The organism is Ancylomarina sp., from assembly GCF_041555295.1.
Classification (GTDB): Bacteria; Bacteroidota; Bacteroidia; order Bacteroidales; family Marinifilaceae; genus Ancylomarina.
In genome coordinates this window covers 1-11,790 of the sequence record NZ_JBFFKR010000096.1, presented here as the reverse complement: position 1 = coordinate 11,790, position 11,790 = coordinate 1, and the positions used below count along the sequence as shown (strand labels likewise).

Genomic DNA, 11,790 nt, shown 5'->3' with positions numbered 1-11,790 from the left:
TAAACAGGATTAAACTCTTTTTTATATATGAACAAGGACGATAAAAAACTTGAATTTGCTTTGGCAAAAGAGAACTACAAGCTTCTGCTTATTGGTTTCGCTATAATTATTATTGGTTTTATGCTGATGATGGGGGGAGGTTCAGAAGATCCAACCGTTTTTGATGAAGACATTTTTAGTTTTCGTAGAATTACTCTAGCACCTATGGTTGTTCTTTTTGGATTTGCATTCGAAATTTACGCTATTATGAAGCGACCAAAAGAAAAGTAGATCTTTTTGAAGCTAAAGGTTTTTGAAATCGACCGTATCCATTTGTTTGGTTGCGGTTTCATTTTGTATAAGTCTGTAGCATCACAAAGAAAGTAATATATCGATAATAACACGAACAAAATCCGAAGGTTATAACTGATCGGCTTTTGTATTTAAAACGAAAAGATGGATTGGATAGAAGCCCTTATATTGGGATTGGTGCAAGGATTAACAGAATTTTTACCAGTAAGTTCTAGTGGTCATCTGGAAATAGGGAAAGCTCTTTTGGGCGTAAATGCTGAAGACAACCTGAGATTTACTGTTGTGGTTCATGGTGCTACAGTTCTGAGTACACTTATCGTTTTCCGTAAAGATATTTTGGCTTTAATTCAAGGTTTGTTCGAATTTAAATGGAATGATTCGACTCAATATGTGGCTAAAATTGCCTTTTCGATGCTTCCAATTGCTATTGTTGGGCTTTTCTTTAAAGATCAAGTCGAAGAGATTTTTAATACGGATAAGATCTTGTTGTTAGTTGGCTTTATGCTTCTTCTTACAGCATCATTATTAGCTTTTACATTCTATGCGAAACAGAAGGAAAAAGAAATTAGTTTTCGAGATGCTCTGATTATTGGTGTCGCACAAACTTGCGCAGTGCTTCCGGGTATTTCTCGTTCGGGTTCTACAATCGCTGTGGGTTTACTTTTAGGAAATAAAAAAGCAGAGGTGGCAAAGTTTTCATTCTTGATGGTTTTAGTACCTATTATTGGTGAAAATGTTTTGAGCATTTTTAAAACGGATGTGTCTCAGGCAGGCAGTGTCGATACTTCAGTTCTGATAGTTGGTTTTATCGCTGCTTTTGCTTCGGGTTTACTAGCTTGTAGCTGGATGATTAAAATCGTAAAAAAAGGGAAGCTAATTTATTTTGCAATTTATTGCCTTATTATCGGTCTTATTGCCATTTTTGCATCCTAAATTATAAATAGAATAAAAGTCAGATTGTATCTGATCAAATAGCATATAGTTAAGCTCTTAGGATTTTGAAATTCTAGGAGCTTAGTTTTAGAATAAATGCGAGATATTTATTAAATTAGAAAATCGCTTAAAATATATTTATAAAAGCATGATTAAATTCGAAGTAGATCAAAATTTTCAAACTGGCTCATTCATTCTTTTAAATAAGCCATATAAATGGACATCTTTTGATTTAGTAAATAAGGTTAAGTTTAAGATAAAGCATAAGTACGATCTTAAAAAAATTAAGGTTGGTCATGCTGGAACTCTGGATCCTTTAGCTACTGGTTTGATGATTGTTTGTACAGGAAAATACACCAAGCAGATTGATACGTATCAGGCTCAGGTAAAAGAATATATTGCAACATTAAAATTGGGGTCAACCACACCATCATTCGATTTGGAAACAGAAGTTGATGAAACCTACCCAACAGAACATATTGATAGAGCCTCAGTTGATGAAACCTTAAAGGTGTTTTTAGGGGAGATCAGACAACGTCCTCCAGCTTATTCTGCCATTAAGATTGATGGCAAAAGAGCTTATGAATACGCAAGAAAAGGACAAGAAGTTGAAATCAAGGAGAAGATCCTTGTGATTGATGAAATTGAAGTTTTAAGCTTTAAAAATGATGTTTTAAAGATTAGAGTTGTTTGTAGTAAGGGGACATATATTAGAGCACTGGCTCGCGATATTGGAATTCAACTAAACAGTGGTGCGCATTTGATTGCTCTGGAACGGACTCGTATTGGTGAATATAATACAGGTCAGGCACTTGAAATAGAAGATTTTATAAGTTATTTAGAGAATTTATAACTATCTTGCAGCCATTTTCGTAAAGTTTTCACTGTTGAGAAAAAGTGCACTTGTATTAACTTGCTGTATGTGAGTTGAAAATCTTGTGTGATTGTCTTATGCAATCAAATTGATTCTTATCAGTCCGTATAATTTAGGGTTCTTTTTTTGAACTCATATCTATCATCAAAAATATCTAAAGTCAGCCTTATGAAGTTATCTAAGTTTAAGTTTACTTTACCTCAAGAACTTATTGCTTTACATCCTGCCTACAATCGTGATGAGTCTCGATTGATGGTACTTCACAAAGATACCGGAGAGATTGAACACCGTATTTTTAAAGATGTTATCGAGTATTTCGATGATAAAGATGTTATGGTATTTAATAATACCAAGGTTTTTCCTGCCCGTTTATACGGTAATAAAGAAAAAACAGGAGCTGAGATCGAAGTCTTTTTGTTGCGCGAGTTAAACCGTGAACAAAGACTATGGGATGTTTTAGTTGATCCAGCACGTAAAATTCGTATTGGGAATAAGTTGTATTTTGGCGATGACGATTTGTTAGTTGCTGAGGTAATTGATAATACAACATCAAGAGGTAGAACACTTCGTTTCTTATTCGATGGTTCTTACGAGGAATTTAAAGCTGCCTTGTATGCTTTGGGTGAAACACCTCTTCCAAAATTTATCAATCGTGAAGTTGAAGCTGAAGATGCTGAGCGTTTTCAAACAATTTTTGCTAAGCACGAGGGAGCTGTTGCTGCACCAACCGCTGGTATGCACTTTAGCCGCGAGCTAATGAAACGTCTTGAAATTAAAGGTATCGATTTTGCAGAAGTAACACTTCATGTAGGATTAGGTAACTTTAGAGATGTTGATGTTGAAGACTTGACTAAGCATAGAATGGATTCTGAGCAAATCTTTATAAACGACGAAGCAGTTTCGATTGTAAATAAAGCCAAAGCGGGTAAGCATAAAGTTTGTGCTGTAGGAACTACTACTGTTCGTACGCTTGAGAGTTCTGTTTCAACAATGGGTACCCTTAAGCCTTTCGAAGGATGGACGAATAAATTTTTATTCCCTCCTCATGAATTCAGTATTCCAGATGCTATGATTTCAAACTTCCACTTACCATACTCTACATTGATGATGATGGTTGCTGCCTTTGGCGGATATGATAAAATAATGGAATGTTACGAAATTGCAATTAAAGAGAAGTACCGTTTTGGAACTTATGGTGATGCAATTTTAATTATCTGATAGATGTTCCCAGATATCAACAATAATAAGAACCACTCCAGTTTATGGGGTGGTTTTTTGTTTCTAAGAATTTAGAAACGAAAGCAAATGCTTTTTATTTTTTTTCTATTTTAGTGCATTCTAAAAATTGAATTATAACTCAACTTACATGTACACTTTCAACGAACTTCAAACTCAAATCGAAAACAGAATTGATGCTTTGGAGTTTTCTACTCCTCCTGAAGGCCTTTTTGAGCCAATGAAATATATTCTTTCAATAGGAGGTAAACGACTACGCCCCATACTGGTTTTAATGGCGGCGAATCTATATAAGAATGACCTTGAAAAGATCTACTTACCCGCAATTGGGATTGAGGTTTTCCATAATTTTACTCTTCTTCATGACGATGTGATGGATCATGCGCCAATCAGAAGAAATATGGCAACTGTTCATGAAAAGTGGAATTCAAATGTAGCTATTCTATCAGGTGATGCAATGTCTATTAAAGCTTATCAGTTTATAGTGAGTTGTGAAAACAAACATTTGAGTCCTGTTTTGGAGGTTTTTAATCAAACAGCTCTTGAAGTATGTGAAGGACAACAATTCGATATGGAGTTTGAAGACAGAACTGATGTACGTGTTGAGGAATACTTGAATATGATTCGTTTAAAAACAGCCGTTCTACTTGGAGGTAGCTTGAAAATGGGTGCTATAATGGGCGATGCTGATGAACATGATGCTGATGCTTTATATCAATTTGGAATGAATTTGGGTATGGCTTTCCAGTTACAGGATGACATGTTGGATGCCTTTGGCGATGAAGCGGTTTTTGGAAAGAAAATTGGTGGCGATATTCTTTGTAACAAGAAAACGTTCTTGCTAATTAAAGCTCAGGAATTAGCCGAAGGTGAAACTAAAATTGCGCTTGAGAAATGGATTCGTCTGGAAGATTTTAATCCAGAAGAAAAAATTGCTGCCGTTAAAACGATTTATGAAGGTCTGAAGGTACGTGATTTAGCACAGATTGAAATCGATAAATATTTTGAATTATGTCTGGATTATTTAGCATCTGTAAAGGTTGATGAGCTTAAAAAAGCAAACTTAAGTTTGCTTGTAAAGCGCTTGATAAATCGTTCCGTTTAAGATTATTAAAAATATAAGATAAATTCATCCTTTTTGCGGAAAAATGCTAAATTTGTCATCACACGATAATTAATGTTCCAATAAAACAAATGCAATGTCACAAAATATTGGCAAAATAGTTCAGGTAATCGGTCCTGTAATCGATGTTAGTTTCGAAAAGGAGGGCACTGGTCTTCCCGATATTTACGACTCATTAGAAGTCATAATTGAAAATGGTAAAAATTTAGTTGTGGAGTGTCAACAGCACATTGGTGAAAACACCGTTCGTGCTATTGCGATGGACTCGACCGATGGCTTGAAAAGAGGAATGGATGTTATAGCAACCGGATCTCCTATTATTATGCCAGCAGGTGATAAGATAAAAGGACGTCTATTGAATGTTGTGGGTGAAACCATTGATGGTATTGGACAAGTAGACAAAGAAGGTGGCTATCCTATTCATAGAACCCCACCTAAGTTTGATGAATTAAAGACAGAATCAGAGGTATTCTTCACAGGAATTAAAGTAATCGACCTTATTGAGCCTTATGCAAAAGGTGGTAAGATTGGTTTGTTTGGTGGAGCAGGTGTTGGAAAAACGGTTTTGATTCAAGAGCTAATTAATAATATTGCAATTGGGCAAGATGGTCTGTCTGTATTTGCAGGAGTAGGTGAGCGTACTCGTGAGGGTAATGACTTGCTTCGTGAAATGATCGAATCAAGAGTTATTCGCTATGGCGATGAGTTTGAGAAAGACATGGAAAAAGGTGGATGGGATTTATCTAAGGTTGATAAAGATGCTTTAGATCAGTCACAAGTATCCTTGGTTTTTGGTCAGATGAATGAGCCTCCTGGAGCACGTGCTCGTGTTGCACTTTCAGGATTGACAGTAGCTGAGAGTTTACGTGATGGTGATGAGAAAACAGGCGGACGTGATATTCTTTTCTTTGTTGATAATATCTTCCGTTTTACTCAAGCAGGTTCTGAGGTTTCAGCACTTCTTGGTCGTATGCCTTCTGCGGTAGGTTATCAGCCAACTCTTTCAACTGAGATGGGTGTTATGCAGGAACGTATTACGTCGACTAAGCGGGGATCTATTACATCTGTGCAAGCAGTATATGTGCCAGCCGATGACTTGACAGACCCTGCACCAGCAACTACATTTGCTCACTTGGATGCAACAACTGTATTGAATCGTAAGATTGCTGAGTTAGGTATTTACCCAGCGGTAGATCCACTTGATTCAACTTCACGTATTCTTACTCGTGACGTTGTAGGTGATGCTCACTACGATTGTGCAACTAATGTAAAAGAGTTGCTTCAACGTTATAAGGAACTTCAGGATATTATTGCAATTCTTGGAATGGAAGAGCTTTCTGACGAAGATAAATTGGTTGTGCATCGCGCACGTCGTGTTCAACGATTCCTATCTCAGCCTTTCCACGTAGCAGAGCAATTTACTGGATTGAAAGGGTGTTTGGTTCCAATTGAGGAAACAATTAAAGGCTTCAACATGATTATGAATGGTGAGGTTGATAAGTATCCTGAGGCAGCGTTTAACCTTGTAGGTAATATTGAGGAAGCTATTGAGAAAGGCGAAAAATTATTAGCTGAAGCAAATAACTAATTGTAATATCTTATGCTTTTAGAAATTGTAACTCCTGAGAAAAAAATGTTTTCGGGCGAAGTTGATCTTATTCAATTACCAGGGATTAGTGGTTCCTTTGAAATTTTAAAGAATCACGCACCAATAATCTCAACTCTTGATCGTGGAGTGATCAAGATTAAGACCTCTGACGGACAAGAAGTATTGTTCGAAGTTGATGGTGGAGTCGTTGAATGTAAAAAGAATATCGTAACGGTTTTGGCTGATTAAGCCAATAAGTTTCATAATATTTTAAAGGCTTGTCGTTTTTCGGCAAGCCTTTTTGTATGGCTATGTTTTTGTTAATGAATTACTGATTTGGATTAACTATATTTATATAAAGATTATCGATTTGAATTATAGGACTATCTGAGTTAAATTTGTTTTATCGGGATTTTCAGATCTACATATCGTTTTATTATGTGCAGATGAATCTCAATCAAAAAAAAACAAAATCCAAACAATAAACATCTACTAAAACAAAACCTTATGCCAAACTTAAGTACAACCTATCTAGGACTTGAATTAAAAAACCCAATTATTATAGCAAGTTCAGGTCTTACTGATTCTGTAGAAAAAATTAAAGAATTAGAAGAAAACGGTGCCGCAGCAGTTGTTCTAAAATCAATCTTTGAGGAAGAGATTGTTATGGAAATGGATGAACAAATGTTGAATATGACAAGTCGCCCGTACATTTATCCTGAAACATTTGATTATATGAGCAATGAGCCTGAAGAGGATCTTGTTCGAAAGTATCTACGATTAATTAAAGAAGCTAAGGCTGCTGTTTCTATTCCAATTATTGCAAGTATAAACTGTGTGAGTTCACAGAAATGGACTTATTTGGCTCGTGAAATTGAAAAGGCTGGTGCTGATGCATTAGAAATTAACTTCTTTGTTTTACCTACTGATATGAATCGTTCTGTTGATGAGAATGAGAATATTTATTATGAGGTTTTAAAAGTCGTAAAGGAACAAGTTGCTTTGCCAGTTTCATTAAAAATAAGCCCTTATCATTCTAACTTGGCTCATATGGTTAAAACTTTAGACGATACAGGAGCAGATGGAGTTGTCATGTTTAATCGTTTTTATAGCCCTGATATTGACATCTATAATTTGAGCTTAAATACAGGGCAGGTTTTATCAGGAGCTGATGATTTCAAAAATACACTAAGATGGGTTGGTATCCTTCGCGATAGAGTTAAGTGCTCAATCGCTGCGACTACTGGTATTCATTCTTCAGAAAGCATTATTAAGCAACTTTTAGCGGGTGCTGATGCCGTGCAATTAGCTTCAATTATTTATAAGGAAGGACCGGGCTATATCGATACTTTAACGAAGGAGATTTACTCTTGGATGGAAGATCAGGGTTTTGAAAACTTGAGCGATTTTCAGGGCAAGTTGAGTCAGGATAAATCGAATGATCCAGCTGCTTTTGAAAGAGTACAGTTTATGAAACACTTCAGAAACTTTGTGATGTAATATTCAAATAAACATATAAAAAACCGAATCAAGATTATCTGATTCGGTTTTTTTATACCTTATTGTTAGTTATTCTGAGAACAATAAAGGAGGTTAATCTCTGTTAAAAAATGTAATAAGCTTGTAATCTATGTCTTTCAAATTATATCTTTAAGCATCATTAAAGAAAACTAGCCTTGAAATCAATTTATTCTATCCTCATATTTTTAAGCCTTTTTGTGCTGCGCCCTTTTATTTCTTATGCGCAGAATTCTGCGGATGATGAAAGCTTCATTCTCTCGGGAAAGGTTGTAGATGCGTCAACACTGGAAGGAATTCCTTTTTCACATATTAAGCTTGACGATACTTATTGGGGTGTTATTTGTGATAGTTTAGGATTCTTTAAGGTTACGGTAAAGCCTACTCAAAACTTAAAAGTATCTTCTTTGGGTTTTGCTGAAAAAATCATTACAGTTACAAGCGAAGTTACCAATGGATCTGCGTTTCAAGAAGTATCTCTTGATAGAGTTAGTTTTATGCTTCAGGAAGTTGATATCTACTCATTGGGAACATGGGAGCAGTTCAAGGAAAATTTTGTAAAAATGGAGTTGCCAAATGATGAGAATATTGCGGCTAATTTTGATTATGGAAATTTGAGATCTATTTATGGTACTAAAGAGGTTCCAATACCAGGAATGTTAAAAGGCTTTGGTGCTGGAGCTGGTATTGGCTTTAATGGAAAAAGTAGAGAGAAGAAATCAAGAGAGCTCGTTGCTAAGTTAAAATCAAGAGAGTATAAAGTTGAGATTTTAAAGAGTAAATTCAATAAGCAATTAGTTGAAGATATTACGCAAGAGAAAGGGGGTAGACTTGAAGCTCTAATGGTGTATATTACAGAAAGAGAACATTTCACCTACCAAACTAGAGATATCTATATTCAACAAAGGATAAAAGCTCAATACGATACTTTTGTTTTGGAATATGTTGACGGAGAATATGACTATGCTATGGGGGATAGTACTAAAACACTTAAAAATCATCTGCGTCCAGATAATAAGCATTAAAGTAATGGCGCGAATATTCTAGCCATGGATTCTTTCAGTTTTTGGCTCTTTGAGCGCTTTTGCCAAGTTATTAAATCTATTTGATCGCTTTGTTCAAGATCTTTTAAGAAACGGTCCCTAAGCTCCAATGTGATCTTCTCATCGTAAACAAGGGCATTCACTTCAAAGTTCTGTTCAAAACTTCTGATATCCATATTAGCAGTTCCAACCGTTGATATGATACCATCTACCATCATTATTTTACTATGATTGAAACCTGCTTTGTAGAAGAAGATCTTTACGCCCGCTTCCAATAATTCTTCAATGTAAGATAGGGTGCCGTAAAAGGTCATTGTGGAGTCTGATTCATTTGGTATCATGACTCTAACATCTACACCACTCATAGCAGCTGTTTTTAGTGCCATTAGTATACTTTCGTTGGGCATGAAGTATGGCGAAGATATGTATACATTTTGTTTAGCAGAGGCAATCGCCGAAAAATAGGCTTGTAAAATACTTGCCCAATCGGAGTCTGCTCCTGAAGAAACAATTTGTATCAGACAGTGTTCATTCACTTTGAAATTAGGTCGGTATTTCTCATCAAGAAGGACTTCCTGACGTACGAAATACCAGTCGATAAGAAAGACAATTTGCAAACTACTAGCTGCTTCACCTACGATTTTTAAATGGGTATCTCGCCAAATTCCGATACCTGGAATCCCATTTTTATAGCGATCAGCAAAGTTTAAACCGCCTACAAATGCAGTCTTCCCATCTATTACGATAATTTTTCTATGATTACGATAATTAATTCGACTAGTTAGAATTGGGAACCGAACTGGTAAAAAAGCATGAACCTTAATTCCGACTTCACGCAAGCTATTAATATATTCCTGGCTAAGTTTCCAACTGCCAACAGCATCGTAAATAATTCTAATTTCAACACCTGCCTTAGCTCTTTCCAAAAGAATTTTGCGTAGTTCACTTGCTAGCTCGCTATCTTCAATGATGTAGTACTCCAAGTGAATGTGTTCCTTAGCTTTACGAAGAGACTTGTATATTTCAGTAAACGTTTCTTCGCCATCATTAAGAATCTTAACTTTATTTTGCCCGGTAAGCAATGCTTTAGAGTTGTTTAGCAATAATGTCATCACATTCTTTTTCTCATGAATGCGTTCATCTTTCAGATATTCACTTATCTCAAGTTTTCCCTTCTGATCCTGACTTAAAGTTTGTAACCATTTAAGGTCACCAAGTTCTTTTAGGTTAAACATTTTTTGTTTTCGATAGCTTTGACCGAATACCAAATAAGACACTAAACCAATTATAGGTAAAAGAATTAGAACTAGAATCCATGAGATTGTTTTTTGTGGACTTCGGTTTTCAAGAATGACGACAATAAGCGTAAAAACGATTGTTAGAGTGTAAATTATACCTATCAATCCGAAAAGGTAAAGCCATATGTCATTCCAATTGAAAATCATAAGTTTTTCTAGGCTAAAATATTAACTAAAGGCATATTGAGAAGATTTGTATATTTGCTTAAAATTCCAACAAAATGAATTCAGATCATACTATAAAATCTATTCAAGATCTTTTTAAAGAAGAGCTTAAAACTCTTTATCCTCAAAGAGAAATTGAAAGTGTCACCTATATTCTTCTCGAACACCTACTAAATTACTCAAAAATTGAGATTCAATTGAATAAGAATGAAAAAATTGAACAAAATATTTTTGATAGGATTGGCAAAGCTTTGGGAGATTTGAAAAATTCAGTACCCATTCAGTATGTGATTGGTGAGACTGAATTCTACGATCTAATATTTAAAGTGAATGAACATACCTTGATTCCAAGACAAGAAACAGAGGAATTGGTTCATGCTATAATTAATGAGAATAGAATTATAAGTCCCAAGATTCTCGATGTAGGAACGGGTAGTGGTTGCATTCCTATTGTGTTAGCTCATAACATAACGGGAGCGAATGTTAGTTCTGTGGATGTTTCTAAGGGGGCAATCGCAATAGCAAAGGCGAATGCACAATTAAATCAAGTTAAAGTTGATTTTTATCATCGCGATTTTTTAAAGTGGGAAGATTACTCTTGGGATAAGGATTTTGATATTATAGTGAGTAATCCTCCTTACGTAAAGGAATCGGAGAAAAAACTGATGGCAGATAATGTACTTTCTTACGAACCTCATACGGCTCTTTTTGTAGCTGATAATGATCCCCTTATTTTCTATAGACGGATAGCCGAATTTGCAAAAGATCATTTGAAAAAGGGTGGCAAACTCTATTTCGAAATTAATGAAGCATTAGGTCAGGAAATGATTGAATTACAGGAGTCTATTGGTTTCTCTTCTGTTCAATTAATGAAAGATTTAAATGGCAGAGACCGAATGACTTCTGCAGAATTGTAATATTAAGGAACTCTCAAAATATTAAATAGCTATCGATAATGTATTCAGAAGAAAAAAAAGCCAAAGAAATTAGTTATTCTTCAGCACTTTCAAAGATGCAATTCATTTGTAGTCGACAGGAAAAATGTTGTTCAGATATTAGAAAAAAACTTGAGAATTGGAACTTATCTTACGACGATCAGGATAAGATTATTCAAGCTTTGATAGATGATAAGTTTCTTGATGAGATACGTTATACGGGTTTTTATGTGCGTGATAAATACAAGTTCAATAAATGGGGACGTATTAAAATCTCACATCATCTTAAGCAAAAGCAAATACCTGAATATATTATCATGGAAGCTTTTGATAGTATTTCTGAGAAACTTTATGAGGAAAACTTAGAAGAAATTCTAGCTTCAAAAATGAGAAGTACTCGCGAAGACGATCTATATAAATTAAAGGCTAAACTTTATCGGTTTGCTCAATCAAGAGGCTTTGAGTCGAATTTAATTCTAAGATATATCGAAAAACTAGTACATAAAGATTAATAATCGTTCAATCGGAGGTATGTTTCTTGTTAAGAATATTTACCTTTAAATTTCACCCAAATAAAAAAATATGATTAAACTTATACACCAGCTTTTTTGTCTATTGCTAATCATACTCGTTTTCTCAAGTACTAGTTATGCAGGTCGTCGTCCTCCAAAGTGGGTTAAGAATAGACCGGTTTCTTCGGGGTATTATATTGGGGTATCGGTTGTTAGTAAAAATGTGGATAATTATATGCAGTTGGCTAAAAATAAAGCTCTGCAAGATTTAGCT

At 35.1% G+C, this 11,790-nt stretch carries 12 protein-coding genes and 1 pseudogene; 12 read left to right on the top strand and 1 reads right to left on the bottom strand.

Annotated features, from left to right (window positions below):
• Positions 1–27 precede the first annotated feature (27 nt).
• The 9 genes from ABY905_RS08740 to ABY905_RS08700 all read left to right on the top strand — a co-directional run bounded on the left by ABY905_RS08740 (position 28) and on the right by ABY905_RS08700 (position 8,588).
• On the top strand, positions 28–270 hold the full coding sequence (locus tag ABY905_RS08740; RefSeq protein WP_372642616.1) for a DUF3098 domain-containing protein: 243 nt from the start codon (positions 28–30) through the stop codon (positions 268–270).
• Between the two features lie 165 nt (positions 271–435).
• Positions 436–1,224, top strand: a complete 789-nt coding sequence (locus ABY905_RS08735) for an undecaprenyl-diphosphate phosphatase (protein WP_372642614.1) — start codon at positions 436–438, stop codon at positions 1,222–1,224.
• Positions 1,225–1,372: 148 nt separating this feature from the next.
• Positions 1,373–2,077, top strand: a complete 705-nt coding sequence (truB, locus tag ABY905_RS08730; protein ID WP_372642612.1) for a tRNA pseudouridine(55) synthase TruB — start codon at positions 1,373–1,375, stop codon at positions 2,075–2,077.
• Positions 2,078–2,266: 189 nt separating this feature from the next.
• Positions 2,267–3,316: a tRNA preQ1(34) S-adenosylmethionine ribosyltransferase-isomerase QueA gene (gene queA, locus ABY905_RS08725; RefSeq protein WP_372642610.1), complete on the top strand. Its 1,050-nt coding sequence runs from the start codon at positions 2,267–2,269 to the stop codon at positions 3,314–3,316.
• A gap of 148 nt (positions 3,317–3,464) precedes the next feature.
• Positions 3,465–4,439: a polyprenyl synthetase family protein gene (locus ABY905_RS08720; RefSeq protein ID WP_372642608.1), complete on the top strand. Its 975-nt coding sequence runs from the start codon at positions 3,465–3,467 to the stop codon at positions 4,437–4,439.
• A gap of 94 nt (positions 4,440–4,533) precedes the next feature.
• A complete protein-coding gene (gene atpD / locus ABY905_RS08715; RefSeq protein WP_372642606.1) occupies positions 4,534–6,045 on the top strand; it encodes a F0F1 ATP synthase subunit beta in 1,512 nt (503 codons plus the stop codon).
• Positions 6,046–6,057: 12 nt separating this feature from the next.
• The gene (atpC, locus tag ABY905_RS08710) at positions 6,058–6,294 is read left to right on the top strand and encodes an ATP synthase F1 subunit epsilon (protein WP_125029099.1); all 237 of its coding nucleotides are present in this window, start codon (positions 6,058–6,060) and stop codon (positions 6,292–6,294) included.
• Positions 6,295–6,552: 258 nt separating this feature from the next.
• Positions 6,553–7,545 (top strand): dihydroorotate dehydrogenase-like protein, encoded by a 993-nt coding sequence (locus ABY905_RS08705; protein WP_372642604.1) that lies wholly within the window; start codon positions 6,553–6,555, stop codon positions 7,543–7,545.
• A 176-nt stretch (positions 7,546–7,721) separates the two neighbouring features.
• The gene (locus tag ABY905_RS08700) at positions 7,722–8,588 is read left to right on the top strand and encodes a carboxypeptidase-like regulatory domain-containing protein (protein WP_372642602.1); all 867 of its coding nucleotides are present in this window, start codon (positions 7,722–7,724) and stop codon (positions 8,586–8,588) included.
• On the opposite strand, the gene cls is transcribed toward ABY905_RS08700, so the two are convergent.
• On the bottom strand, positions 8,585–10,051 hold the full coding sequence (gene cls, locus ABY905_RS08695) for a cardiolipin synthase (protein WP_372642600.1): 1,467 nt from the start codon (positions 10,049–10,051) through the stop codon (positions 8,585–8,587). The genes ABY905_RS08700 and cls overlap by 4 nt on opposite strands.
• A 74-nt stretch (positions 10,052–10,125) precedes the next feature.
• On the opposite strand from cls, the gene prmC reads away from it, so the two are divergent.
• The 3 genes and pseudogenes from prmC to ABY905_RS08680 form a co-directional block, all read left to right on the top strand.
• A complete protein-coding gene (gene prmC, locus ABY905_RS08690; protein ID WP_372642598.1) occupies positions 10,126–10,986 on the top strand; it encodes a peptide chain release factor N(5)-glutamine methyltransferase in 861 nt (286 codons plus the stop codon).
• Positions 10,987–11,024: 38 nt separating this feature from the next.
• Positions 11,025–11,516, top strand: coding sequence for a regulatory protein RecX (locus ABY905_RS08685; protein ID WP_372642596.1), 492 nt, complete (start codon positions 11,025–11,027; stop codon positions 11,514–11,516).
• Between the two features lie 70 nt (positions 11,517–11,586).
• Positions 11,587–11,790: pseudogene (locus ABY905_RS08680) on the top strand (hypothetical protein); the annotation flags it as partial.

What these genes read in the sequence shown, in the direction of transcription:
- ABY905_RS08740 (WP_372642616.1), top strand. Translation starts at nt 28, where the DNA reads ATGAACAAGGACGATAAAAAACTTGAATTTGCTTTGGCAAAAGAGAAC.
- ABY905_RS08735 (WP_372642614.1), top strand. Translation starts at nt 436, where the DNA reads ATGGATTGGATAGAAGCCCTTATATTGGGATTGGTGCAAGGATTAACA.
- truB (WP_372642612.1), top strand. Translation starts at nt 1,373, where the DNA reads ATGATTAAATTCGAAGTAGATCAAAATTTTCAAACTGGCTCATTCATT.
- queA (WP_372642610.1), top strand. Translation starts at nt 2,267, where the DNA reads ATGAAGTTATCTAAGTTTAAGTTTACTTTACCTCAAGAACTTATTGCT.
- ABY905_RS08720 (WP_372642608.1), top strand. Translation starts at nt 3,465, where the DNA reads ATGTACACTTTCAACGAACTTCAAACTCAAATCGAAAACAGAATTGAT.
- atpD (WP_372642606.1), top strand. Translation starts at nt 4,534, where the DNA reads ATGTCACAAAATATTGGCAAAATAGTTCAGGTAATCGGTCCTGTAATC.
- atpC (WP_125029099.1), top strand. Translation starts at nt 6,058, where the DNA reads ATGCTTTTAGAAATTGTAACTCCTGAGAAAAAAATGTTTTCGGGCGAA.
- ABY905_RS08705 (WP_372642604.1), top strand. Translation starts at nt 6,553, where the DNA reads ATGCCAAACTTAAGTACAACCTATCTAGGACTTGAATTAAAAAACCCA.
- cls (WP_372642600.1), bottom strand. Translation starts at nt 10,051, where the DNA reads ATGATTTTCAATTGGAATGACATATGGCTTTACCTTTTCGGATTGATA.
- prmC (WP_372642598.1), top strand. Translation starts at nt 10,126, where the DNA reads ATGAATTCAGATCATACTATAAAATCTATTCAAGATCTTTTTAAAGAA.
- ABY905_RS08685 (WP_372642596.1), top strand. Translation starts at nt 11,025, where the DNA reads ATGTATTCAGAAGAAAAAAAAGCCAAAGAAATTAGTTATTCTTCAGCA.